Genomic DNA, 26,460 nt, shown 5'->3' on the forward strand with positions numbered 1-26,460 from the left:
GCTGAGACTCGTCACCGCCATCCTCGCCGAAGCCAGTGACGAGTGGGAAACCGAACGGACCTACATCAACGCAGAGAGCGACAGGTAGGAACCTGTGAAATTACAGAAAGCGCGTTGCACTATCGACTGACATGCGACGCGCGGCGATGAACCCAACCACGCTCGTCAAGCACAGAGTAGTTCTCAGAAGCATGTAGAAACTGTAGGGCATCTCCCAGAGCCCAACGCCTACGACCAGTGACGCAACGACGACGAGTAGAAGCATTCGAGCCTCCGAGTCTCAGTCGGCGTCAACATGGCAATTCTCGGGCCTGCACGCGTCTGGCCCCGTTCTACTAGGGTGTTGTCGCCCGCGTGAAGTGAGCGTGCCTTACGGTCGGGGGAACCGTCGGATGTGACGACAGTCCAGCGTGGGGCCTACGGTCACAGCGCACGCCCGAGATGCCCATGTTCCTTGGCTGGGTGTGGCGCGCAGGGGCCGGCTTGCGGCTGTTCGCGTGCCCTACGGCAGAAAGAAAAACGCGATCGCCAGCACCGCGTACACCGCCAGCATCAACGCGCCTTCGAGCCAGTTCGATTCGCCGTCCTGCGCGACCATGTTCACGACCGCGACGGCCACCGCCACCGCCAGCACCTCGAACAACGTGAAGCGCAGGTCCATCGGGCCGTGCGGCATGAAGTACGAGACGAACACCAGCAGCGGGGCCACGAACAGCGCGATCTGAATGCTCGAGCCGATCGCGATGTTGAGCGCCAGGTCCATCTTGTTCTTGGCGGCCACGAGAATGGCGGTCGAGTGCTCGGCGGCATTGCCGATGATGGCGACAACGATCACGCCGACGAACACTTCGGTCAGCCCCATCACATGCGCCGCCGCTTCCACGGCACCGACCAGCAGCTCGCTCATCCACGCGATCACCGCGGTCGCGAGCAGCAGTGTCACCACCGCACGGGTCGGCTTGCTGCCGGGGGCGGGCTCTTCGTGCGCCTCGGCGTGAGGCTGGCCCGCGTAGAGGTGCTTGTGGGTGCGCAGGCTGAACACCAGGCTCAACACGTAGACGATGAACAGCACGATCGAGATCTCGAGCGACAGGCTGCGCTCGATCGCGACTTCCTTGAGCGTCGTGAGCCGTCGCTCGGCGACCGCGGTCTCGGCCGCGAAGTGGAACACCGCGGGCACCACGAGTCCGATCGCGGCGAGCGCCAGCAAGGTGGAGCCGGCGGCCGCGGCCGAGCGATCGAAGTGCTGGCGTTCGCGCTTGAGGCCGCCCGCGATCAGCGAGGCGCCGAGCACCAGCAGGATGTTGCCGATGATCGAGCCCGTGAGGCTCGCCTTGACCACGTCGTAGAGCCCGCGGTGCAGCGCCACCAGCGCGATGATCAGCTCGGCGGCATTGCCGAACGTGGCGTTCAACAGCCCGCCGATGCCGGCGCCGAGTCGCGCCGAGAGCTGCTCGGTGGCTTCGCCCATCAGCCCGGCGAGCGGAATGATTGCCACGCACGCGAAGCTGAACACCATGATCGGGCCCCAGTGGAGCCACTCGGCGAGTACCGCGAGCGGCACGAACACGAGCAGCCACTGAAGCAGGCGATTCGGGGCGAAGAGTGCGGCGAGGCCGCGGGGGCGAGGTGCGGCGGTGGCTCGGGTCATGGCGGCGCAATGTGCCGCAGCGTCTCGCGCATGGCAAACGCGGGCTCGCTACTCCGCGAGCACGCCCGACGGCAGTCGCACGGTTGCGACCGCTCCGCGCGCGCCGGGGCGGTTGGCCAGCGCGATCATGCCGCCGTGCGCTTCGACGATCTGGCGACACAGCGACAGTCCGATTCCCGAGCCCTCGGGCTTGGTGGTGAAGAACGGCACGAACAGATTGCTCGGGTTCGGCAGCCCGGGGCCGTCGTCCTCGACGGTCAGCTCGAACGTGCCGTTGCTTGCGCGCCACGCCACGCGCACACCGCCACTCGTTTCGAGCGCGGCATCGGCCGCATTTCGCACCAGATTGATGAGCAGCGCATCGAGCTGGTCCGGGTCGGCGCTCAGCGTCAGCTCGGGCCCGCCGGTCACTTCGACCAGCACGCGCGTCTCGATCGCAGTCACGCGCCGCACCCAGGCGGGCACGTCGATGCGACGCGGAGACGGTTGTGGCAGCCGCGCGAGCGTCGCGTAGGCCTGGATGAAGCGCCCAAGGGCGCCCGCGCGTGCCTCGATCACACCGAGGCCTTCGGTGAAGTCCGCGACGATCGCCGGATCGGCGGCCGAGGTATCGGTGCGCGCGAGGCGACTGCCGAGGCTCCCCGCGATCGATTGAATGGGCGCGAGCGAGTTGTTGATCTCGTGGCTCAGCACCCGGATCAGCCGCTGCCACGCGTCGCGCTCTTCTTCGCGCAGTGTGCGCGTGAGGTCCGAGAGCACGACCAGTTGATGCGGTCGACCTTCCCAGCGGTAGGCGCCGCGCCGCAGTTCCCAGCGCCCGCTGCGACCCGCGAGCGACCAGTCGGTGAGCCGAGGCGTCTCGCCCTCGAGAGCCTGAGCAAGGCCGAGGGACCCCGCGTCGGACCCGAGCGCTCGTTCGGCCGGTAGCGCGAGCAGCGCTTCACCGCCGGCATTGATGAGGCGCAGTCGCCGGTCGGGATCGAAGCCGAAGATCGCGACTTCGAGGTCTTCCATCACGTGGCGCAGCAGTGCGACGGCTTCGAGTGCATCGAGGCGCTGGCCGCGGAGCGAATCGGCGAGCGCGTTCACTTCGAAGAACGCGAGCCCCAGCGGTGAATCGGGCTCGGCGCCGCGCGCGCGAATCGAATAGTCGCCTTCGCGGAGCGCGGCCATGAGATTCGAAAGGGTCTGGAGCGGGCGCATCACGCGCGCACGCAACCACAGTGCTCCGCCGAGCCATCCAATCGCGCACAGCAGAGTGAGCGTGAACTTGGCGTGTCCGGTCAGGTGAGACGACCATGTGAACAGCATCGCCAGCAGCAGCGCGGGGGCGCCGGTCGCGAGCGACAGCCAGGCGATCTGGTTCTCGTGAGGCGGCCGGCGCGCCATCGGCGTCACAGCCCGTGACGTTCGAGACGCCGGTAGAGCGCGCTGCGCGAGAGTCCGAGCGCGCGCGCGGCTTCGCTGACGTTGCCGTCGCAGCGCTTGAGCGCGCGGCGGATCAATTCGCGCTCGACTTCGTCGAGCGTCAGCTGCTCGAGGGCCTGCGGCCCGCCGGCCGGCACCGGACCCAGGCCCAGCTCATCGACGCGCACCTCGTCGCCGCGGGCCAGCAGCACCGCGCGCTCGATCGAGTGATCGAGTTCGCGCACGTTGCCGGGCCACGGGTGCGCGAGCAGCGCGCGCACCGCTTCGGTTTCGAATCCCACCAGCTTCTTGCCGTAACGCTGCGCGTGGCGTTCCAGGAACGACGCGGCGAGCAGCGGAATGTCGTCGCGGCGATCGCGTAGCGGCGGCAGGTGGATTTCGACTGTGTTGATGCGAAACCGCAGGTCCTCGCGGAATCGCCCGGCTTCGACCTCGGTGCGAAGATCGGCATTGGTCGCGGACACCAGGCGCACCGACGTGCGACGCGTGCGCGAGGAGCCGACGCGCTCGAACTCACCGGTCTGCAGCACGCGCAGGAGCTTAGCCTGCTGCGTGAGCGGCACGTTCGCGATCTCGTCCAGGAACAGGGTGCCGCCGTCGGCCAGCTCGAAGCGCCCCACGCGCTCGGCACGCGCGCCGGTAAAGGCGCCGCGCTCGTGCCCGAACAGCTCGCTTTCGAATACGCCCTCCGAGAGCCCGCCCACGTTGATGGTCACCATCGCGCGCGCGGCGCGCGGCGAGGCGGTGTGCAGGATGCGCGCGACCAGCTCCTTGCCGGTGCCGTGTTCGCCGGTCACCAGCACGTTCGCGTCGCTCGGCCCGACGCGCGCGATCAGGTCGAGCACCGGCTGCATGGCGGCCGATTCGGCGATCATGGGCGGTGCGTCGTCGCGGCGCAGCAGGCGGTTCTCGATCTCGAGCCGCCGACCATGGCGCAGTGCCTGCGCCAGCTCGATCTGGGTGCGCAGCGTGGCAAGCAGCCGCCCGTTGTCCCACGGCTTCTGCACGTAGTCGCGAGCGCCACCGCGCACCGCCGCGACGGCACCTTCGACGCTGCCCCACGCGGTCATCACGATCACCGGCAGCGTCGGGTCGTGCGAGCGCAGGCGCGTCACCAGCTCGATGCCTTCGCGCCCCGAGGTGGTGTCGCGCGCGTAGTTCAAGTCCACGAGGGCGGCGTCAAAGTCGGCGCTCTCGACCGCTTCGATGACCGCTGCGGGTGAGGTGACGGCGAACACCTCGAAGCCCTCGCCGCGCAGCAGCAGGCGCAACGCGGCGAGGACGTCGGGGTCGTCGTCGGCGATCAGGACGCGCGCGGGCTTCGCTTCGGATGCGGTCACGGCGCGGAGACTAGCCGCGTGTGTCCCGGGTCGCCAACGCGGTTCCATGGCGGCGCTACGACTTGAGCCGCTTTAATTCCTTCCGCGCGGGCTCGAACTTGGGATCGAGTGCCACGGCGGCCTTCAACTCGGCGATTGCTTCGTCGCGTCGCCCCTGCTTCTCGATTGCCTGGGCGAGCCGCCAGCGCGCGGCCGCGTGCGTGGGGCTGCCGGGTTCGGGCGGAACGGCCAGGTAGTAGCGCAGCCACTTCTCGGAGCGCGCGGCCTCGGCGTCGAACTGCAGCGTGACGCGCGCAGCCTGGTACTGGGGCCCGCGACCGTCCGGAAACTTCGCCGCGGCCTCGGCCAGCAGCGCATCGAGCTCGTCCCAGCGCTTCTGGTTCGCGAGCACCTGGGCGAGCAATGCGTAGGCGGCACTGCGCTCGGGGTCGATCGCTAGTGCTTCGCGGGCGACTCGTTCGGTCTCGCCGCGTTCCGAGCGCCACGGCGGTGACAGGTAGGACGCCAGCGTGATGTGCGCCGAATAGTCGCGCGGGTTCTGCTTGACCGCCTCGCGATAGATCGCGGCGAGCGCGTGGGTGTCGCGGCTCTCCGCCGCGAAGCGCGAGCGTGCCTGCCACGCGCGCGCGGGGTCGAGTGCGACGATCTGGTCGCGCAACGCTTTCGCCTGTTTCTTGTCGCCGCCCACGATGCCCGGCGCTTCGAGGTGGAACACCATCAGCCCGATGCGCGAGTCGAAGTGTTTGGGGTCGAGTTCCGCCGCTCGTTCCGCCTCTTTCTTGAAGCGTCGCGCGAGTCCGAGCTGCTGCAGCGTGCCGGCCTTCTGTGCCTTTTCGCCGAGCACCGAGGCGAGCGCCCAGTGTGCCTGCGCGTCGTTCGGTGCGAGCGCGACGGCTTTCTCGCCGGCCGCGGCCGCGCGGTCGAGTTCGCCGAACTGCTGCAGCAACCCGGCCAGTCGTGCCTGCTCGCGCGCGTCGTTTGGACGCGCCGCAACCACGGCTTCAAGGCGGGTGCGAGCGAGCCGGTAACGGCCCTGCTCGATCAGTCGATCGATCTCATCCGCGGCAGCGCCCTGGGGAGACGCCACCGCGGCACACACGATCAGCAACGATGCAGCGAAGAAGCGCGACACGTTCCGCATGAATCCTCCGAATCCGGCTGCGCGGGGAGCGCTCGCGAAGTGAAGTGACGTCGATTTACTCGGAACGAAGTGCCACCATCGGATCCACGCGGGTGGCTCGATCGGCCGGAACCCATGCCGCCAGCAGCGCGCTGAACGCGAGGATCAACGTGACTCCGACGAACGTGGGGGGATCGTTCGGACTGACGCCGAACAAAACGCTCGCCATCAGGCGCGTCATGCCGTAGGCACCCGCGAGGCCGATGCCGACGCCGATCAGCGTGAGCTTGAGCGCCTGGCCGAGCACCATGCCCATCACGTCCTTGCGCACCGCGCCGAGCGCCATGCGAATTCCGATCTCCTGGGTGCGCTGCGCCACGCTGTAGGCCATCACGCCGTAGATGCCGATCGCGGCGATCACCAGCGCGAGGGTCGCGAACACCGACATGAGCGATGCCCACAGGCGGTTCTCCCACAGCGCGAACGTGACCGACTCGTCCATGGTCCGCGTTTCGTAGAGCGGCATGTCGCCGTCGCGTGCGAGCAGCGTGCGGCGCATTGCGCCGATCATCGCGCCCGGCGGGTTGGTGTGCTTCACCACCAGCGTGAGCGTCTGCTGCGGGTCCTGCATGTGCGGCACGTAGATCGTGACCGGGGGCCGCTTGCCCTCGATGTGCTGGTAGACGTCGCTGACCACGCCGATCACGGTCTTCCAGCCGGTCGTGTCCTCGGCGCCCCAGTTGAAGCGCTGGCCGATCGGATCCTTGCCGGGCCACAGCGTGCGCGCCGCAGTCTCGCTCACGATCGCGACCTTCTGCGTGGTCGAATCGTCGAGTGCCGTGAAGTCGCGGCCGGTCGTCATCTCGATGCCCATGGTCTTGAAGTACTCGGGGCGCACGATCGAATAGTAGGTGACGCGTCGCGGCGCGTCGGGGCCGGTCGCATCGCCGTCGAGTCGAAAGTTGCGGTTCCACGCATTCCGCGACAGCGGCAACGCCTGGATCGCGCTCACCGCTTCGACGCCCGGCAGCGCGCGCATCTGCTGCATGAGGCCGTCGGTGAACGCGAGCTTGGATTCCTGACTCGCGTAGACGGCGATCGGCATGGTGAAGCGCCCGGTCATGAGCCCCTCGGTCTTCACCGAGCTGCGCTGGTTCGCCATGTTGAGGAAGCTGCGAATCATGAGGCCCGAACCGGTCAGCAGCACCAGCGCGAGCGCGATCTCGGCCACCACCAGCGTGCTGCGCAACCGGCTGCGGCCGCGGCCCGAGGTGCCGTGCAGGCCGCCTTCCTTGAGCGCCTCGTGCACGTCGACCTGCGAGGTCTGCAGCGCCGGCGCGAGGCCCGCGAGCAGTGCCGCGAGCATCGAGGCGCCGATCGTGAACAGCAGCGTGTTCGGATCGGTCGAGAAGTCCATCCAGAACGGCAGCGGCAGCGGAATCGACGACAGCACCAGGTCGCGACCCCACACGGCGAGCAGGATGCCGAACAGTCCGCCGAGCAGCGAAACGATGATGCTCTCGGTGAGCAGCTGGCGCACGATGCGGCCGCGGGTGGCGCCGAGTGCGAAGCGCAGCGCGATCTCGCGTTGGCGGCCGGCGCCGCGGGCGAGCAGTAGGTTCGCCACGTTCGCGCACGCGATCAGCAGCACGAATCCGACCGCCGCCATCAGCACCGCGAGCATCGGGCCGACGTCGTCCACGAACTCTTCACGGAAGCTCGCCACCCGCGCGGACAGCACGGCGTCGGGGCGCGGATACTGCTTCGAGAGGTCCGCTGCGATCGCTTCGATCTCGGCATTCGCCTGCGGAATGGTGACGCCGGGCTTGAGCCGCGCGACGATGTCGATGTAGTCAGCCTCGCGCGAATCCTCCGTCGGATCGTAGTAGAGCGGCACGAAGAAGTCGGAGTTGTCCGGGTAGCGGAAATTCACCGCGGCCACGCCGACGATCTCGCGCACGCGGCCGTTGACCTTGAGCGTGCGGCCGAGCACCGCGGTATCCGAGTTGAAGCGCTCGCGCCACATGCGCTCGCTGATCATCACCACACCGAGTGCTCGCGACTTCTCTTCCTCGAGGGTCGTGAACTCGCGGCCGAGCACCGGCGGAGCCTGGAACACGCGCATCAGCCCGGGGCTCACGAGTGCCGCCTCGAAGCGCTCCGGCTCGCGCCCGAGCGTTACGTAGGCCTGCCAGCCGGTGAACCCGCCGATCGCTTCGTAGGACTTCACCCGCTCGCGCACGTCGCGGAAGTCGGGCATCGACCATTCGCTCCGGCGTTCGTTCTGCTTGGGGATGGTGCGATACAGCGAAACCGAACGCTGCTCGTCGAAGTACTGGGTCTTGCGGAACAGCAATGAATTCGTGATCCCGAACACCATCGAATTCGCGCCGATCCCGAGCGCCATGACCAGCACCACGACGGCCGTGAATCCGGGGGTGCGCGCGAGGCCGCGCCAGCCGATGCGGAGATCCTGGAGGAACGTGTCCATCTAGCGCTCCTCCTTCTCGCTCACCACGCGACCGTCGAACAGATGCACGGCCCGCGAGGCGTAGCGCGCGAACCGCGAATCGTGCGTCACCATGCAGATCGTGGTGCCGGCGCGGTGAAGCTCGCGCATCAGCTCCATGACCGCCTCGCCGTTGGTCGAGTCGAGGTTTCCGGTCGGCTCGTCGGCGAGCAGGATCGCGGGATCGCCCGCGAGCGCCCGTGCCACGGCCACGCGCTGCTGCTGCCCGCCCGACAACTGGGTCGGAAGATGATTGACGCGATGCAGCATGCCGACCCGTTCGAGCGCGTTCTGAACCCGCTTGCGGCGATCCGCGGTGGGCAGTCCACGATAGGTGAGCGGCAGCTCGACGTTCTCGGCCACCGTCAGATCGCCGATCAGGTTGAAGCTCTGGAAGATGAAACCGATCTGGCGATTGCGGATCCGCGCGCGGTCGACCGGCCTGAGCGCGTGCACCGCGCGCGAGTCGAGCCAGTACTCGCCGCCACTGGGCGAGTCGAGCAGTCCGAGGATCGAGAGCAGCGTGGACTTGCCGCATCCCGACGGGCCGGTGATCGACAGGAATTCGCCACGCTTCACCTCGAGGTGCACGCCCGAGAGCGCGTGCGTCTCGACGTCCTCGGTTGTGAACACCTTGGAGACTCCCTGCATGCGGAGCATCGGGGTCGCGGCTCTCGCGTCGGTGGTCGAACGGGCGGGCATCGGCTTCACGGCGGGTTCCTGCGGGGTCACGGTCATGGAGTAATCCTCGGAAGTTCCGGTGCGGGGAGTCATCACTTGAGGCGCACGCGATCGACGTGCTGCCACTGGCTCATGTCGGAAAGAATCACGCGATCGCCGGGGACCAACCCCGACTCGATCACGACGGCATTGAAGGATGCCCGCCCGAGGCGGACCGATACGCGGATCGCGCTGTGACCATCCGCGGACAACTTGAACATCCGCGTCGTGGTCTCGCTCTCGCCCAGCGCCGGGCGGCCGACCGAGACCACGTCGTCGAGTTTTTCGATCTCGACCGTGCCCTCGACGCTCATGTCCGGACGCGCGCCGCGCGGCAGCGAGTCCGAAAGGGTGACGTCGACGTTGACGAAGCCGTTCTGTGCGCCGGGATCGATGCGCGACAGGCGGCCGGTGACGACGCCGTCGCGGGTATCGACGGTGGTCGGCAGCCCGAGCGTGAGATCGCGCGCCTGGGTCTCGACCACCTGCAACACCGCCTTCAAGCGCTCCGACGAGGCGACGCGCGCAAGCCGCTGGCCGGACTGCACCCACTGCCCGGGCTCGAGCGACAGTTCCTGAACGGTGCCGGAGGCACCGGCGCGCACCTGCATGCTCGCGACCCGCTCGCGCTGAAAGCGAGCGATCGCGCGCAGCCGCTCGACGTCGGCCTTGCGCAGCTCGATCTGCGCCAGGAACGCCTCGCTCGCCACCACCGTGCGGCGCTTCTCGCCGGTGTTGCGCTCCTTCGCCTCTTCGAGACGATCGCGCGCACGGTCGACGTCCATGGTCGAGTTGAGTCCGTCCTGAGCGAGTCGTTCAGCGACCGCAACGGCGCGCTCGGCCTCACGCAGTTCGGTGCGTGAACTGGCGAGCGAGCCCTCTTGAATCAGCTTCGCGGTCTCGAGACTCGAGCGCACGCTCGCCAGTTCGGCCTCGGCCAGCTTGAGCTGGCGCTCGGCGTCGAGCGCTTCGAGCTGGACATCGGGATTGCTCAGCTCGATCAGAATGGTGCTGGCTTCGACCGGCGAACCCGGACGCGCCAGCACCTGCTCGACGCGCCCTGCGGTGAGGGCCGAAACGAAGCGCTGATTCTCGGGTACCAGCGTGCCGTTGCCGTGCACGCGGCGCACCAGCTCGCCGCGCTTGACCACGTCGATCAGCAGCGTGGCCTTCTCGAGCTGTGGCGAGGCGGGGCCGAGTCGCGAGAGCCCGAGCAGGCTGACCAGCACACCCACGACGATCGCCGCGATCAACCACGGCCTGCGCGGGTCCTTCTTTTTTTCGCGAGGAATGTCCAGAGCGCGCTCCTTGATGGGGCCATGCGCCCCCGGCCGTCTCTATTAGAAGAGTCGTGCCGAGTACGCGCTCGCGCCTATCGTGTTGCGCGGCAACGGGGCCGCGCCAGCGGGCGCGGCAGCGGGGAGCGTCGCCTCGTCCGATTGCGGGACGCGGAATCCCACAACCGGACGATCGACTCGCGCTACCTGATCTGCGCGCTGGTGCCCGGGGTGTCCTTCCACGGTTCGGCGCGACCCTTCAGGTGCGTGGCCAGGAAGCGCTCGATGCGGGCCGCAAAGTCGGTGGCATTCGCCGGCTTGCCGATGCCGTGCCCTTCATCGGGATACACCACGAACTCGACCTCGCCCTTGCGTGCCCGCAGCGCCTTCACGATCGCGGTCGACTCGGCGAGCTTCACGCGCGGGTCATTGACGCCGTGCCCGATCAGCAACGGAGCGCGAATCGCGTCGGCGTGGTAGAGCGGCGAGATGCTCCGGTTGAGCGTCGAGTCACTGAGCACGTCACCCACGCGATTGAGCCAGCGCTGCTTGCGCGCGGCCCAGTAGGGCGGGAACGAGCTGATCAGCGTCTTCATGTCGCTCGGGCCCACTTCGTCGATGCCGCACGCGAAGGTGCCGGGGAAGAACGCGAGCGCCGACAGCGTGGCGTAGCCGCCGTAGGACCCGCCCATGATCCCCATGCGTGTCGAATCGGCGATGCCTTCACGGGCGACCCACCGCGCCGCATCGACCACGTCCTGAAGCATGCGGCCGGGGCCGAGCTGCAGATCCCCGGCATTGAGCCACTGGACACCGAACCCGGTCGAGCCGCGAAAGTTCACCTGCAACACGGCGTAGCCGCGATTGGCGAGCCACTGCACCATCGGGTCGAACACCCACTCGTCACGATGCCACGGTCCCCCGTGCACCAGCACCACCATCGGAAGCCCGGTCGCGGGCTCGCCGACCGGGAGCGTGAGGTAGCACGGCAGCGAGGCGCGGTCGCGAGCGGGAATGCGCAGCGCCTGCATCGGCGAGAGGCTGAGCCCCGCGAGTTCCGGGCGCGAGACGAACAACGGCGTCGAAGTGCGGGTGGCGCGCTCGTAGAGAACAAAGAGGCCGCCTGCGGTGTCGCGCTCGTAGTAGACCACCCAGCGCTGAGCGGAGGTGTCGCGGGAAACGACCTGGAAGACGCCGCCGTTCTGAGCGCCGAGCGCTTCGAGATCGGGCGCAAGCGCCGCGTCGATCGCCTTCCATTCGGGCTTGAGCGCGTACGTGGCCCACGCTTCGGGGCGTCCGGTGCGCGGATTGAGCAGCACCGCGGCGCGGCTCGAGGCGCCGGCGAAGTCCGCGATGTTCCAGATGTCGGCCTCGGGGTTCGACGAGGTCAGCTCGCGCTCGCGCATTCCGCGCATCGGCAGCTCGGAGATGCGCGTGGTGTTGCGCGCGATCGGATGCTGCACGTAGATCGCCTCGCCATCGGCGCGAAAGCCGAGAATGCGCTGGTAGCGATCACTCGACGCGTTAGCGAACGCCCACGACTGCAGCGCACGCCACGCCGTATCGCCCTTGCTGCGTCCGAGCAGGATGGTGTCGGAGGTCCGAGGATCGAGCGCGACCGCCGCGCGCACCTTGAAATCACGATCCACGGCCCAGCTCACGACGTGGCCGGGGTTCGTGGCTTCGAGTGTGATCTTTCCGGTGGTCAGGTCGATGCGATGGACGTCGAACAGTCGCGCATCGCGTCGATTGAGTCCGACCAGAACTTCGTTCGGTACCTTTGCGCTCACCCAGAAGTCTTCGGCCCGTACGCCGCGAAACGGCGTCAGATCGCGCGTCTTTCCGGTGCGGGTATCGAGCGCCCACAGGTGCCAGTTCTCGTCACCGTTCTGATCGAGCCGATAGAGCAGGTGGCGCCCGTCGCCTGCCCATTCCACCGCCTGCACGTCGGCGCGCTCGGTTTCGAGATACGAAACGGTGTCGCGTGCGCCGAGCGTCACGACGCGTGGGCGCAGTCGTCCTTGCGCATCGGCCTCGCACCACGCAAGGCGCAGTCCGTCCGGCGAGAGCACCGGATCGTTCACGCGGGGATTCGCGAACAACACGCTGCGTGGAATCAGCGGAGGCGGAGTCGCCGCATCGAGCGACGTGACAACAATCGCCAGAAGTGACGAGGTGAGTATCAGTGTCGACAACGAGATTCGAGTCGCAAATGGATTCATATTGTCTCTCTGGAATTCATGTTTGTGCATGCTGTGGTCCGCATGCCCGATTCAAAGACCGCTTGGCGGAGGCGTGTTGATCAAGTATTTGGGGTCGAAGCGGGTGCTGCTGCCGCACATCCTCGCAACCGTGCGCCCGCTCCCCGACGTCTCCTCGGTGCTGGATCTGTTTTCTGGGACTTCGCGCGTCGCGCAGACATTCAAGCGGGCACGGTACCGCGTTCACGCAAACGACCACAATGCTTACGCGGCCACGCTCGCGCGTTGTTATGCCGGTGTGGATTCCCGGCGCCGGCTTGCGTCCGCCGAGCGCGTCATCTCGGAGCTCGACACGCTTCCGGGGTCGGCCGGCTGGTTCACCGACACCTACTGCGTGCGCTCGCGGTTCTTCAGGCCCGAAAACGATGCACGCATCGAGGCGATTCGTGAGCGCATCGCGTGGCTCGCGCTGGAACCCGCACTCGAGGCGGTCGCGCTGACCGGCCTGCTCGAAGCCGACGACCGCGTGGACTCGACCACCTGTGTCCAGATGGCGTATCTGAAACTGTGGGCTCCGCGAGCGCCCCGTCCGTGCGGGCTGCGCGTAACCGAGCGCGCGATCGAACATCGCTCCTACATCGGGCACCAGATCTGGATCTACGACGGCAAGGGGCGCAAAGTCGGAACACCCAACGCGTCGCACAATCGCGAGCATCTGTTTCTGGTCGAGCTCGAGCCGGCGGTCGCAGCCCGTCGCCACTAGCTCTCGGATCCCTTCAGTCTCGAGCGGCGTCGGCCGATCGGTTGCGCGCTGCAGTCCGCGCGCTGGAGCGCGGAGGCCGCTCAGTACGCCGTCTACGCGACCACGATTCCGCTCTACCCCGGCACCGAGATCAAGGATGCGATGGGTTCCGAGAGCTGGGGCGATGAAGCCGACTCCTACAGCTACGGCATGAACTGGTGGTGCGAGACCAGGGCCTCCCGGGAGCAGGTGCTCGCCTGGTACGAGACCAAACTTCCGAACGCCAAACGCGAGATCGACGAGGACGACGGCAAGTACCGTGTGTTCGAGCACACTCGGCAGAAGAAGGCAGGGACCTAGAAAGCGAGAGGGCGGGACCGAGTGGCCCCGCCCTTCTGCTTGCGACTCACGGTGACTGCGAAACGGTGTCGTTCAGCGACGGCTCACGAACATCCGAGCGAGTTCCCGCAGTTGAGGCACTTGTAGCAGGTGCCGTTGCGAAGCGTGATGTGTCCGCACAGATTGCACAGCGGTGCGTCGCCCGAGAACTTGCTGGTCTGCGCCTCGATCGAATTGCTCGAGACCGCCCTGCTGATGCGATTCTCGCCTGCCGAGCTCGGCATCATGGACATCGACGTGTCTTCGTGCAGCAGTCCGTCGATCTGGTGTTCGCGTCCGACCGGCGGATGCCCCTGTCCCTTCGGCTGTCCCTGCATGTTCTCGGTCACGATGTGCGCCAGGTCGTAGCGGTTGCAGTACTCGATGCCGAGCACCCGGAACACGTAGTCGATCACGCTGGTGCTGGCCTTGAGATTGTCGTGGCCCTCGACGCGCCCCTGCGGTTCGAAGCGTGTGAAGACGAACTGATCGACCAGGTCCTCGAGCGGCACGCCGTACTGCAGTCCCATCGACACCGAGATGGCGAAGCAATTCATCATGCTGCGAAACGCTGCGCCCTCTTTGTGCATGTCGATGAAGATCTCGCCAAGCGTTCCGTCTTCGTACTCGCCGGTGCGCACGAACACCTTGTGCCCGGCGATGCGCGCCTCCTGGGTGAAGCCGTGGCGGCGCTTGGGCAACCGGCGCCGGCGCAGCTTGGGTGGCGCGGCACTCGGATCTTCGATGCCCTCGCGACTCATCTTGGCGGTGTCGCTCGCACTGTCCGTGGCTTTGCGGCCGGTCGCCAGCGGCTGGCTGAGCTTGCAGCCGTCGCGGTAGAGCGCGATCGCCTTGAGCCCGAGCTTCCAGCCCTCGTCGTAGATGCGCTGCACGTCTTCGACGCCGGCGTCGTGCGGAAGGTTGACGGTCTTGCTGATCGCTCCCGAGATGAACGGCTGCGCGGCCGCCATCATGCGAACGTGTCCCATCGGCTCGATGTAGCGCGTTCCGGCCGGGCCGCAGCGATTCGCGCAGTCGAATACCGGGAGGTGCTCCGGCCGCAGGCCCGGGGCGCCTTCGACGCACTGCGAGCCGCAGATCACGGCATTCGCAGCATCGATCTGCGCATCGGTGAAGCCGAGGTAGCCGAGCGCATTCCAACCGGCACGACTGCGCTCCTGCTGGCTCACACCGAGCCGCGAGAGCGTGTCGTCGGTGAGCTGGCCGCGGACGAACGCGAAGCGCACGTCGAGCACGTTCGGGAGCGCCTGCTCGAGGCGGGCGATTTCGGAGTCGGTGAGCCCCTTGGTGGTCAGGGTCTCGTGATTGATGTGCGGAGCACCCTCGAAGGTCCCGGTGCCGATCGCGTACTTCACGATGCGTTCGATCGCACCGTGGTCGTAGCCGAGCCGCCGCAGCGCCTCCGGCACCGACTGGTTGACGATCTTGAAGTAGCCGCCACCGGCGAGCTTCTTGAACTTGACCAGTGCGAAGTCGGGCTCGACACCGGTGGTGTCGCAATCCATCAGCAGCCCGATCGTGCCGGTCGGAGCCAGCACCGTCGCCTGCGAATTCCGGTAACCGTGCTGTGTCCCGAGCGTCACCGCGCGGTCCCAGCTCTCGATCGCGCTGTCGCGCAAGTTTCTGGGCGGCAGATTCGCGTCGATCGCGCGCGCCGCGTCGCGGTGCATGTGCATGACGGCGAGCATGCTGTCGCGATTCGGCTCGTAGCCGGTGAAAGGCCCGACGCTGGCAGCCATTTCGGCCGACATGGCGTAGGCCTCGCCGGTCATGAGCGCAGTGATGGAGCTGGCCCACGCCCGTGCGGCATCGCTGTCGTAGGGCAGGCCCTGCATCATGAGCAGGGTGCCGAGGTTCGCGTAACCCAGTCCGAGCGGCCGGTATTCATGCGAGCGCTGCGCGATCCGCTCGGTCGGGTACGAAGCGAACCCGACCAGGATCTCCTGTGCGAGGAAGAACACACGGTTCGCGTGGCGGTAGCTCTCGACGTCGAAGCCGCCGTCGGCCTGCAGGAACTTCATGAGGTTGATCGAAGCCAGATTGCAGGCAGTGTCGTCCAGGAACACGAATTCGGAGCAGTTGTGAACCACGATGCCGTTGGCAACGAAGTGACTCGTGGCCGGTTCGGTGAGATCGAAGACGTCTTCCTCACCGAGGGGTTCGATGCTCGCCAGCTGGTCGCTCCAGACGCTGAGGCGAGGCAACGGAATCGTGTTGCCGAAAGTGGCGCCACTCTCCGGTTGCTCGTCTCTCGGCTTGATCTGGTGAAGGAAGGGAATCCCCGAATACCAGTTCTTCGAATTCCGGCTCACGCTCAGGCGCGATCCATTGCGGCGCCTGAAGACGATCGCACCGTCAGCGGTCTCGGCCTCGAAGTCCTCGTTAACGGAAGTCAAAACCCCGAAGTTCAACAGGAGCAGCTGCACCTGACTCAATAGCTCGCGCCGCTCGGCCCGGAAGCCGCGCCTCAAATCGAAATTGGCTGGATCCAGAGAGAACAACCCGCGAAGCAAGTTGACCACACTCTCGCGGTCGAACTGATTGACCCTCGGAGTGAGTCCGCACGCCCGTCCTTCTGCGTCGAGCAACAGATAGTCCCGAATGGCGCCGTCAAGCTCTTCCTGAGTGACACCAGGAAGGCCATCAACGGACTCGGCTCCGTGTCCGTTGCTCCCAACGGCTGCTCCGACCAGGGCTTCGGCTCGCTCACAACGAAGTGCGATTGCACGGCCCAATTCGTAAGCGAGTTCGTGTTTGACCTTGAGATCGCCGAAGCCCGCACCTGAAACGCGGAGCATGTCGTTGCTCAAGAGCTCGCGCACGGCGACATCGCCGCGGTTGGCAGTCAGCACTCGATGGTCGCCCGTGAGGCGCAACTCCAGACCGGCCTCGGTACGGAGCAGGAAGACCGGCTTGGTGCCCGTCTTCCACACCTTCGCAGCAGGGTGAAGCTCTCCATCGTCCCCAATCACTTGAGGGGTCTTCCCGACCAGCGAGTCAATCCGCTGCCAACCTTCCGAGGTCGCGATGAGCGTGTCGCCCGTGACACACGGGTTCGTCGCATTAATCCGGTCGGTTGCCTTGCAGGTGTGCCAGTTCTGGATCGTGTCGTCGTACTGCACGCCGGGATCGGCGCACGCCCACGCGGACTCCGAGATCTCGCGCCACACTTCGCGCGCCTTGTGGGTCTCGTGGACCTGGCCGGTGGTGCGGAACGTGGTCTGCCACTCGCCGTCGGTCTGCACCGCCTTCATGAAGCGGTCGGGGACTCGCACCGAGTTGTTCGAGTTCTGACCCGAAACGGTGGCGTAGGCCTCGCCGTTGAAATCGGACGGGTAGCCCGCGGCCACCAGCGCGGCGACCTTCTTCTCCTCGCGAACCTTCCAGCGCACGAAGTCGAGGATCTCGGGGTGATCGACGTCGAGCACCACCATCTTGGCGGCGCGACGCGTTGTTCCACCCGACTTGGTGGCACCGGCGCCACGATCGAGAACCTCGAGGAACGACATGAGGCCCGAAGACGTGCCGCCGCCCGACAGCTTCTCCATGCGGCCGCGCAGCTTGGAGAAGTTGGTGCCCGTACCGGATCCGTACTTGAACACCCGCGCTTCATTGCGTGCGAGCTCGAAGATCGACATGAGGTCGTCGCCGATGCTCTGGATGAAACACGCTGAAACCTGGGGGCGCGAATAAGAGTCGGCGGTCGTGCCGACCTGAGCCGACGCCTCGTCCCAGAAGAAGTTTCCGCCCGAGCCCTCGATCCCGTACTCGTGATGGAGGCCGCAGTTGAACCACACCGGGGAATTGAACGCGCCGATCTGGTGCACCAGCATGTACTTGAGCTCGGCCTCGAATGCCTCGGCATCGGCCGCGCTTGCGAAGTACCCGCCCTGACGCTCGCCCCACACGCGAATGGTGTGCGCGATGCGATGTACGACCTGACGCACGCTGGTCTCGTGACCCGCGGCGTTCTTGAGGCCGGCCTTGCGGAAGTACTTGCTCACGACGATGTCGGTCGCGAGCTGCGACCAGCCGTGCGGCACCTCGACCGTGTCCATCTGAAACACCACCGACCCGTCCGGGTTGGTGATCACGGTGCGGCGCTGGTCCCAGGCGACCTGGTCGAGTGGATCGACGCCGATCTGAGTCCAGCGACGGGCGACACGCAGACCGTTACGGGTCGGGGCGTTCGCAGTGGGGCGTGCGGCAGGTGCGTCGGTGCTGATAGCCATCAGGACCTCCATGTCCTCGCGATTCCATTCGCCCTTCCAGGAACGAACGGCCAATCCGCCGCGGAGGTGGAAAAACACGCCTCGTTGACGACGGGCTGGCCGGCACTGCGAACTTCATTTGTCGCGTGCGTGAAAGGAAGGTGCTCCCGCTCGCTCGCAAGGAGTCGGTCGTGACGAACGGTGCCGAGCGTTTTACTCCTGTGACGCATGTTCGAGCAAGGGCGAATTTCTCGCGATGAATGGCGGGGCAAAGATCACTTGACGCGCGCGAGGCCCGATTGACGATGTCGCGACGTGGGTACGCGCGCGGAAACGTCACGCGTCGGCGACGCGAACTCGCTGCGATTACTTCGCGATCCTCGCCGGTCGTCGTGAGAGTGTCGCCTGTGCTTCCGCCCACAGCGGATCATTCACGCCCTCGACGGTCAGTCGTTTCTGTTCCACGACGTCGTAGAAGCCGATGTCGTCGCCACCTTCCGATTCGGTCGTGAATGCGATGTAGCGACCGTCGGGCGAGATTGCGGGTGTGATCTCGCTCAGTACGGTGTTGAGACCGGGAAGCGGCACCAGTGACGACGTGACGCGATCGTAGAGATAGATGTCGATGATTCCCGAGCCACCGAGTCGTCCCGACTGAAACACCAGGTAGCGTCCATCCTCGCTGAGTGACGGCGCGAGATCGTTGAGCGTGCTGTTGAGTCCCGGCAGCGCAACGAACGTGTCGCCCGGCACCGAGTAGAGCAGGATGTCGAAATTACCGATCGAACGGCTGCCGTTCGACCCGAATGCGATCAAGCTTCCATCTCCGTTCAACGACGGATCGAAATTGGCGACGAGGTCCTCGTTGATGCTCGGGAGGATCACCAGTGTGTCGGCGGTGAGATCCTCGAGCACGATCTGCTGTTCGAACGGTCCGCCGACCTGCTCCTGGACCGCCAGATAGTGGCCATCGCCGCTCAGCGCCGGATTTTGCGCGTTGAAGAGCGAGCTGACCTGGACCGGAAGGCGAATCGAGCCGGTCTCGACGTCGTAGAGCCCGATCGTCCCGATGCTGCCGGTGAAGAAGCGGAAGGTGAAGAACGCCAGGAGTCTGCCGTCGGCCGACAGGCCGCACGGTCCGTCCACGCTGATGGTATTGACGTTCGGGACCCGCCACGCGGGTTCGGATGACGAGAGGTCCTTCACGAACAGGTCCTGACCGAGCGGATCGGTCGGCGGTCGATTCGAGCCGTAGACGACCAGCACCGCGGGGCCGACGGGACCCGCGGGTGCCAGCGGCGAGTCGTCGTCCGAAGCGCAGCCGGTGAATGTCATCAGGCCAGCCGCGAGCAGTGCGGCGAGACACTTCATTCGCATCGAGTTGCCCATGAGGTCTTCTTTCGATTGCCGGTCGAGTGGGTCGGTCGAAGTTCGCGTGCCCGTGCGCTCACGGCCACGCGAGCGCGGGATCCACGTCGGATGCCGCGCTCGACTGCTGAATACCTTGTGCAACCACCCCGCCCGAGCGGTTGTAGTTCCACACATCGATGCCGCCCTGAGCGCCGGTTCCGGTGCGGTTCGACTCGAACACGATCAGGCCGGCGTCGGTATTGACGGCCGGGTGACGATCGTCGGCGGGTGAGTTGAGCCCCGCGGTCGCCACCATGGCCCGGGTCTGCAGGTCGTAGAGATAGACGTCGAAGCCGCCGTCGCCGCCCGCCCGATCCGATGCGAAGGCCAGGTAACGTCCGTCTGGCGTGATGGATGGCTCGAGTTCGGCCGCCGCGGTCGCGAGTTCCGGCAACGTCAGCACGCTGTCGCCGGTCCGGTCGTAGATCCACACGTCGTCGTTGCCGCCGCGGTTGGTGGTGAAGGCGATCAAGCGCCCGGTCTGATCGAGCGTCGGGCCGTGGTCGTCGAAGCTGTTCCCCGCCGCCTGGGCGTCGAGCAGCGGCAGGGGTACGAAACGCCGATTCAACCCATCCAGCACCCGCAGGCGTCCGTGTCCCAGCGTATCGCGCACGAACGCGAGCAGGTTGGCGTTACCGCTGAAGGTCGGGTCGCTCTCGTCGAACGCGGTCGCCAGCTCCGGGCGATCCAGAAAGCTTGCCGTGCAGCGGTCGTAGACCCTCACGTCCTGCCCGGTGATGGCGCGATGGGTCTGGACCGCGATCGCGCCGCCGTCTCGCGTGATCGCCGGATTGACGTCGGCGCTGGTCGAATTGAGCGCGATCACCCGAAATCCGCCGGCGTCCAGGTCATAGAGGTAGACGTCGAACAGGCCCGCCGCCACATTTCGATCGCTCGCGAGCACCAGCAGGTGGATGCCGGCGCAGTCCGGCACCGGAGTCACGGTGGACTCCTTGCCGCACCCGGCCGGCAAGGCGGCCAGGGCCAGCACCAGCCACGGAATCGCGGCCCGGAAAGATCGATTCGGGGTCGAGTTCATGAGGGCCGGGACTCTAGCAGAGGCTGCACGCGGGGCCCTATGATGAGTGCCCTTCCTAAGCCCGGAGATCCGCCATGTCCTTCGCACCTTCGCTGCGCCCCGTGATCCTCGCCGCCGCCGCAACCCTTGGCCTGCTCGCGAGTGACGCGTCGGCCGTCCTTCAGGTGCGAAACGTCCAGCTGCTCGCCCAGGCCAATGACTATCCGCTGGGCGGCAACGGCTACGGCTACTCCTCGTGCTGGGGCTACGTCCACGGCGACGGCCGCGAGTACGCGATCATCGGGACCAATGCCGGAACGGCGATCTACCGCATCACCAATCCCGCCGCGCCGGTGAGCGTCGGCTTCATCACGGGGCCGAACTCGCCGTGGCGCGAGATGAAGTCGTACCGGAACTGGATCTACATCGTGACCGAGGGGTCGGGCGCGGGACAGGGCGTGCAGATCGTGCGCATGACCAATCCCGACAGCCCGGTGCTGGTCGGATCCTACGTCACCAACTTCATCCGTTCGCACACCGTCTCGATCGACACCACGCGCGCCCTGCTGATCTGCAACGGCACCAACTCGCTCACCGGCAACGCGGGCATTCGCATCCTGTCGCTCGCGAATCCCGAAGCCCCGGTCGAGGTCGGCAAGTGGCCGCCACTTCCGAATGGGACCGCAGTGCCCGACACGATGTACTCGCACGACAGCGTGCCGATCGGGAACCTGCTGTACTCCTCGTCGATCTACGCCGGCATCGAGCGCGTCTTCGACATCGCCAATCCGGCGAGCCCGGTGCTGCTCAAGCAGTGGACCTACTCCGGCGCCTTCACGCACAACGCGTGGCCCGATGCGACCGGCAACTACCTGTACGTGACCGACGAGCTGGTGCGGCAGCCGCTCAAGGTGTTCGACATCTCGAACCTGGCCGCTCCGACGCTCGTGAACACCGAGACCAGCAACGAGAACGGCATCGTCCACAACGCCCACGTGAACGGCAACGAACTGTTCCTCGCGAACTACACCGAGGGGATTCGCGTGCTCGACGTGACCGATCCGGCGCACCCGGCCGAATTCGCCTACGCCGACAGTTACTCCGGAACCTCAGGCGACTACAGCGGCGTGTGGGGCATCTACCCGTACTTCCCGTCGGGCGTGGTGATCGCGAGCGACCGCAACTCCGGCCTCTACGTCTATCAGGTCGATCGCAACTACGGCACGGTGAGAGTCGAGCTGCAATCGGACGAAGTGAAGGGAGTGGCCTGCGGACTCGGCATCGGGGGCGGTTGCTGCTGCGCGCCCGCGGCCTGTACCTGCGAGGGACATGCGCACGTGGTGGGCGGAGTCGCGAGCGCCAGGGTCTATCTCGATACGACCGATTCGCTGCTCACGGCCATGGACGGCGTCGGCGTGTTCGCGCCGAACCCCGGCAGCTATATGGTCAAGGTGCGCGCCTTCGGCTACGACCCGGTCGACGTGCCGGTCACGGTCACGGCCGGCACGAGCCAGGTCGTGAGCCTCACGCTCGTTGCCAAGCCGAGCGTCGCGTTCAGTGGCTCGATCCGTGACGCCGGCACGCTGCTCCCGCTCGAAGAAGCCGAGCTGATCCTGTCCTACACGCCCCTGCACGATCACACCGACGCCGCTGGAGCGTTCGACTTCGGGTTCATTCCGTCCGACCAGTACCGTGTCGAGGCGCGCGCGTCGGGGCACATTCCGCTCGTGCTCGAGCGCAGCATCGGACCGGTGACGGCGTCAGGTGTGGAGTACCAGTTGCGTCCCGCCACGCGCTGGGAGAGCGGCGAGAGCGGGGTGGGCTGGTCGCTCAACGCGGTCGGCGACAACGCGACCGGCGGACTGTGGACGCGCGGCGAACCATTCGGCACCGGCACCACGCCGCCTGCCAACGCGACGACCAATTCGGAGGCCGCGATCGCGCCCCGGCCCTCGAACTCGCTCGCGGGTGAGAGTGATGGCGGGGGTGGCGGCTTCTACCACGAAGGACACGGCGCCGAGGGCGATCTGCTGCCCGGCAGCATCCAGCCCGAGCTCGACAAGTCCCCGCCGCCCGGCACGCTGTGCTGGTTCACGGGGCAGGGGAACAGTGCCAGCGCCGCGGACCAGGCCGACGTCGACGGCGGCCGCACCACGCTGACTTCGCCGACCTTCGACCTGACCGGCATGGCGGATCCGACCATCGGCTTCTGGCGCTGGCTCTACACCAATCAGCCCTACGACTCGAACGACTACCTCGCGGTCAGCCTGAGCAACGACAACGGCGGTAGCTTCGTGCCGGTCCGCACACTCACGGGGCTCCAGAATCACTGGGTCGAGGAGACCGTACGAGTGCTCGACTTCCTGCCGGCGACGAGCCTGATGAAGGTGCGCTTCGTGGCCGCGGATCTCGGCACGGCGTCGACCGTCGAAGCCGCGATCGACGACGTCACGGCCTACGACGCCTCACTCGCACCGGTCGGCGTGACGCCCGCCGGCTCGTCGCGCGAATTCCAGCTCGCCGCGCCGTGGCCGAACCCGTCGGCCGGCCAGACGGTGTTTGCGCTCTACGCCCCGCATCGCTCGAGCGTGGTTCTCGAGGTGCTCGACGTCACGGGTCGTCACGTTGCGAGCCTCCCCGCCGGGTCGTTCGAGGGCTGGCAGCGATTCACCTGGGACGGCCGCGACGCGACCGGCGGACGGGTGGGGGCAGGGCTCTACTTCGTGCGCGCCCGGTGGCCCGAGCGCACGTTGACGACTCGATTCGCGCGCGTCGGGTGAGTCGCGAGGCGAAACCTGCGGGACCGTTGCGGTGTTCAGGGACCTGTTCGGAAACCGCGGGGGCCTGATCGGGCGGCGCAGCAATTCACAGCCGTCCTGATCGTTCATCGCAAATCCCGCTTGCCGGACGCCCGAGCCATGGGCACAATCGGCGGCACCACCGGGCTGAAAGGCCAGGCCCATGCAGCCATCCCCTGCGAGCGCTATGTCCTTCCCCGATCCCGTGCCATTCGACCGCGTTGCGCAGGATCGAATCGCCGCACGATTCCGGACTTGCCCTCCTCAGGTTTTTCTCGCCGAACTCGAGGCCTACACACCGGCCTCGCGCGAACAACGCGTCCTGTTCGAGATCTATCGTGGCTGGGTGCTCTACGACGCGGGCGAGTATCCGCGCTCGCGCCCGCACTTGTTGCGAGCCCTGCGTCGCTCGCGTCCGAGCTCGCACGAGCGCTCGATCTCACGCGCACTACTGGGCGAGTCCTACCTGCGCTTCGGCCAGTACCACCGCGCGGAGCGCTGCACGCACCGCGCGCTGTCCGATAACCCGAGCGCCGACCCTGAACACTTCCTGCAGGCGGGCCACCGGCTGATGCTGGGCCGGATCTACCGCATGCAGGGACATCTCTCGCACGCACTCGAGACGTTTCAGCGCGCGCTGGAGCTGGTCGACGAAAGCAGCCCGCACTGGACGCCGCTCATGACCGGGCTCGCGCTCGGTCAGCTCCACGCGGGAGATCTTCGCAGCGCGAACGCGACCGTGCAGACGTGCCGGCGCGTGCCCGCGAGCGTGCTGGGCGTGCATCAGGGCTGGGCCGTCGCGGTGGCGGAGTCCAGCGTCGCGCTCGAGCTCGGCGAACCCGATCGCGCCGAACGTGTGATGAACGAGGCGGTGGATTCGCTCGGTTCGAATTCCGGTGAACGCATCCGGCTGGTGCTCGACGAAGCGCTCGCCGCGGTGTGCCGCGCGCGTGGCGACTGGCCGCGTGCGGAGGCGCTGCTGCGCGGAGTACTCGAGCGGTCGGTTCTGGGCGGTCGCAACAGCGACATGGTCTCTACTTCGGCGCGCAGCCTCGCCGAGACGTTCTTCCTGCAGGGAAAGCTGCGCGAGGCGCTCGAGGCCGCACGTCTGGCGGCGCGCGCCGGCAGTGCGGAGGACCGGCTCGAGTGGGCCGCGGGCCTGCGCCTGATGGGCGCTTCTCTGGCCGCGCTCGGAGCTCGCGACGAAGCGCGCCGCACGTTCCGTGAGGCGATCAGCGTTCACGAGCGCACCCAGTTCGCGCTCGAGCGCCGACAGCTCGAAACTGCGATGCAGCGCGCAGAGATCGATGTGCCGGTTCCGCACGTTTCTCCTGCGGCGGCGGTGACGCGGCGCGCGCCGGAGTCACGCGTCGAGCATCGCATCGCGCTTGCTTCGGGTCGGACATTCATCACCTGCGACACGCGACTCGTCGAATCGGTGCGGCTCGCGTCATTGACCGACCTGCCGGTGCTGATCGAAGGCGAAACCGGCACCGGCAAGGAGCTGGTCGCAAATCTGCTGCACGAACTCGGGCCACGCGCCAAGAGTCCGCTGGTGGTGGTGGATTGCACCTCGCTGCCCGAGAACCTCGCCGACGTCGAACTGTTCGGAGCTGCGCGCGGTGCTTACACCGGCGCATTCCACGAACGACTCGGATTGCTCGCGCAGGCCGACGGCGGAACGCTGTTACTCGACGAGCTTCCGGAACTCTCGACCGCACTTCAGGCCAAGCTCCTGCGGGTGGTGCAGGAAGGATCGTATCGCCGGGTCGGCGAAGATCGTCCGCGGCACGTGCGGATTCGTTTCGTCGCGACCACCAATCGCGCCATCCAGGAACTTCTCGAAACCGGCGTGCTCAAGCCCGACTTGTTCTACCGGCTGAGCGGTCATCGCATCAGCCTGCGCCCGCTGCGATTTCGTCGCGACGAGATCGGGCCGCTGGCGCTCGAGATCACGAAACGCTGCGGTCTCGGCGGCGCCACCCGATCCGCCGTCGAGTGGCTCGAAGGGCACGCGTGGCCAGGCAATGTTCGTCAGCTCGAGATGCTGCTCAGGCTGGCGGCTGGCTCCTGTGCACTCGGCGGAATGCTCGAGGTCGAGCACCTGGAGCCGCACGTCGCGGCGGTCGGCTCGGCAGGAGCATCCCATGGCGATGGCATCGAGCACGACTCGAACGACCGTTCGTTGCGCGGGATCCGCCTCACCGCCGAACGCGGCACGCTCGAACGCGCACTCGAGAGCAACGACGGCGTGGTCACCCGGGCCGCGCGAGCACTCGGGCTCTCACGCCAGGCGTTCTACAAGGCGATGAAGCGCACCGGACTGGCTCCGGCTTCGAGCGAAGCGCTGCACTGACGCTACGCCGCCTCTTCGTCCTTCTTGAGCGCGAACGGGCTTTCGGCCGGAGCGGAGGACCCCGCGAGCGTGGCGGCGCGCTCGCCGGCCTCCAGCATCTTGACGCGCAGGCGCAGATTGTTCGCGCTGTCGGCCTGACGCAGCGCCTCGTCGAGCGTGATCTGGCCGGCGCGCAGCAACTCGAACAGCGCCATGTCGAAGGTCTGCGACCCGTCGCCCGCGTTCTGCTCGATCGCGGGCTTGAGCGCCGCGATCTCGCCCTTCGAGATCAGGTCGGCGACCCGCGGCGTGTTGACCATGATCTCGATCGCGGCCACGCGCCCCGCGCCCCTGGCGCGCGGCACCAGGCGCTGCGAGACGATCGCGCGCAGGTTGAGTCCGAGCTGCGCGTAGAGCCCTTCGTGAGTGTCTGCTGAGAAGAAGTTCATGACCCGTTCGACCGCTTGATTCGCGTTGTTCGCGTGCAGCGTGCCGAGCACCAGGTGCCCGGTCTCGGCGAAGTGGATCGCCGCCTCGACGGTGTCGTGATCGCGCATCTCGCCGATCAGGATCACGTCCGGCGCCTGCCGCAGCGCGCTCTTGAGGCCCGCGGCGTACGAAGCGGTGTCCACGCCGAGTTCGCGCTGCGTCACGATGCAGCCCTTGTGTGGGTGTACGAACTCGATCGGATCTTCGATCGTCAGGATGTGGCCGCGCGAGTTCTGATTGCGGTGATCGATCAGTGCGGCGAGCGTGGTCGACTTTCCGGACCCGGTCGCTCCGGTGACCAGGATCAGCCCGCGTTTCGACATCACGAGATCGCACAGCACCGCCGGCAGCGCCATCTTCTTCGCGTCGGGCACGTCCGACTGAATGCGTCGCGCCACCAGTCCGACCGCACCGCGCTGGCGAAACACGTTCAGCCGGAAGCGCGCAACGCCCGGCACGGCGCGCGCCGAGTTGAGCTCGCTGGTGCGATCGAATTCTTCGAGGTCCGCCGGTCGCAGCGCGGCACGGATCAGCGCTTCGACCTCGCCCGAGTCGAGCGACTGGGGGATCGCCGGAACGGTCGCACCGTCGACGCGATAGAGCGGCGGCGAGTCGGCGGTCAGATACAGATCCGAGCCGTTCCGTTCGGCGAGGCCGCGCAGCAGATCGTCGAGTTGCATCGGGTCCTCCGTGTCGGATGGAGCGGAATCGAACGCTGGGTTCAGCGAGAGAACAGGCCGGGCTTCTTGACCGGCTCGGGCGCCACGGGGCGCGCGGGTGGCGCGGCGGGTCGCGAAGGCGCGGCTCCGATG

General features: G+C 67.0%; 16 protein-coding genes. 4 read left to right on the forward strand and 12 right to left on the reverse strand.

Annotated features, from left to right (window positions below; all coding sequences use genetic code 11):
- Positions 1-502: 502 nt before the first annotated feature.
- The 8 genes from cax to HOP12_11995 form a co-directional block, all read right to left on the reverse strand.
- Positions 503-1,651 (reverse strand): calcium/proton exchanger, encoded by a 1,149-nt coding sequence (gene cax / locus HOP12_11960; protein NOT34869.1) that lies wholly within the window; start codon positions 1,649-1,651, stop codon positions 503-505.
- Positions 1,652-1,699: 48 nt separating this feature from the next.
- The gene (locus tag HOP12_11965; protein NOT34870.1) at positions 1,700-3,040 is read right to left on the reverse strand and encodes a PAS domain-containing sensor histidine kinase; all 1,341 of its coding nucleotides are present in this window, start codon (positions 3,038-3,040) and stop codon (positions 1,700-1,702) included.
- A 5-nt stretch (positions 3,041-3,045) separates the two neighbouring features.
- Positions 3,046-4,467 carry a sigma-54-dependent Fis family transcriptional regulator gene (locus HOP12_11970; protein ID NOT34871.1) on the reverse strand — a complete coding sequence of 474 codons (1,422 nt, stop codon included), beginning with the start codon at positions 4,465-4,467 and terminating at the stop codon, positions 3,046-3,048.
- Between the two features lie 7 nt (positions 4,468-4,474).
- On the reverse strand, positions 4,475-5,560 hold the full coding sequence (locus HOP12_11975; protein NOT34872.1) for a tetratricopeptide repeat protein: 1,086 nt from the start codon (positions 5,558-5,560) through the stop codon (positions 4,475-4,477).
- Positions 5,561-5,615: 55 nt separating this feature from the next.
- On the reverse strand, positions 5,616-8,030 hold the full coding sequence (locus HOP12_11980) for an ABC transporter permease (GenBank protein ID NOT34873.1): 2,415 nt from the start codon (positions 8,028-8,030) through the stop codon (positions 5,616-5,618).
- A complete protein-coding gene (locus HOP12_11985; GenBank protein ID NOT34874.1) occupies positions 8,031-8,786 on the reverse strand; it encodes an ABC transporter ATP-binding protein in 756 nt (251 codons plus the stop codon). It lies immediately after the preceding gene.
- Positions 8,787-8,821: 35 nt separating this feature from the next.
- Complete coding sequence (locus HOP12_11990) at positions 8,822-10,066, reverse strand: HlyD family efflux transporter periplasmic adaptor subunit (protein NOT34875.1); 1,245 nt, start codon at positions 10,064-10,066, stop codon at positions 8,822-8,824.
- A gap of 182 nt (positions 10,067-10,248) precedes the next feature.
- Positions 10,249-12,240 carry a S9 family peptidase gene (locus HOP12_11995; protein NOT34876.1) on the reverse strand — a complete coding sequence of 664 codons (1,992 nt, stop codon included), beginning with the start codon at positions 12,238-12,240 and terminating at the stop codon, positions 10,249-10,251.
- A gap of 103 nt (positions 12,241-12,343) precedes the next feature.
- Between HOP12_11995 and HOP12_12000 the strand changes: the two genes are divergently transcribed.
- Both HOP12_12000 and HOP12_12005 read left to right on the forward strand, forming a co-directional pair.
- Positions 12,344-13,009, forward strand: a complete 666-nt coding sequence (locus HOP12_12000) for a hypothetical protein (GenBank protein ID NOT34877.1) — start codon at positions 12,344-12,346, stop codon at positions 13,007-13,009.
- 141 nt (positions 13,010-13,150) lie between these two features.
- Entirely contained in the window at positions 13,151-13,348 is a 198-nt protein-coding gene (locus HOP12_12005; protein ID NOT34878.1) for a hypothetical protein, read from the forward strand.
- Between the two features lie 83 nt (positions 13,349-13,431).
- Here HOP12_12005 and HOP12_12010 read toward each other — a convergent pair whose 3' ends face one another.
- The 3 genes from HOP12_12010 to HOP12_12020 form a co-directional block, all read right to left on the reverse strand.
- Positions 13,432-17,619 (reverse strand): vitamin B12-dependent ribonucleotide reductase, encoded by a 4,188-nt coding sequence (locus tag HOP12_12010; protein NOT34879.1) that lies wholly within the window; start codon positions 17,617-17,619, stop codon positions 13,432-13,434.
- A gap of 345 nt (positions 17,620-17,964) precedes the next feature.
- On the reverse strand, positions 17,965-18,987 hold the full coding sequence (locus tag HOP12_12015) for a hypothetical protein (GenBank protein ID NOT34880.1): 1,023 nt from the start codon (positions 18,985-18,987) through the stop codon (positions 17,965-17,967).
- Positions 18,988-19,045: 58 nt separating this feature from the next.
- Positions 19,046-20,047, reverse strand: a complete 1,002-nt coding sequence (locus HOP12_12020) for a hypothetical protein (GenBank protein NOT34881.1) — start codon at positions 20,045-20,047, stop codon at positions 19,046-19,048.
- A gap of 74 nt (positions 20,048-20,121) precedes the next feature.
- On the opposite strand from HOP12_12020, the gene HOP12_12025 reads away from it, so the two are divergent.
- Together HOP12_12025 and HOP12_12030 are read left to right on the forward strand one after the other, a co-directional pair.
- A complete protein-coding gene (locus HOP12_12025; protein NOT34882.1) occupies positions 20,122-22,806 on the forward strand; it encodes a choice-of-anchor B family protein in 2,685 nt (894 codons plus the stop codon).
- 223 nt (positions 22,807-23,029) lie between these two features.
- On the forward strand, positions 23,030-25,180 hold the full coding sequence (locus HOP12_12030; GenBank protein ID NOT34883.1) for a sigma 54-interacting transcriptional regulator: 2,151 nt from the start codon (positions 23,030-23,032) through the stop codon (positions 25,178-25,180).
- 2 nt (positions 25,181-25,182) lie between these two features.
- Here HOP12_12030 and HOP12_12035 read toward each other — a convergent pair whose 3' ends face one another.
- Positions 25,183-26,328: a PilT/PilU family type 4a pilus ATPase gene (locus tag HOP12_12035; protein NOT34884.1), complete on the reverse strand. Its 1,146-nt coding sequence runs from the start codon at positions 26,326-26,328 to the stop codon at positions 25,183-25,185.
- Positions 26,329-26,460: the final 132 nt, after the last annotated feature.

The organism is Candidatus Eisenbacteria bacterium, assembly GCA_013140805.1.
Taxonomy (GTDB): Bacteria; Eisenbacteria; RBG-16-71-46; order RBG-16-71-46; family RBG-16-71-46; genus JABFRW01.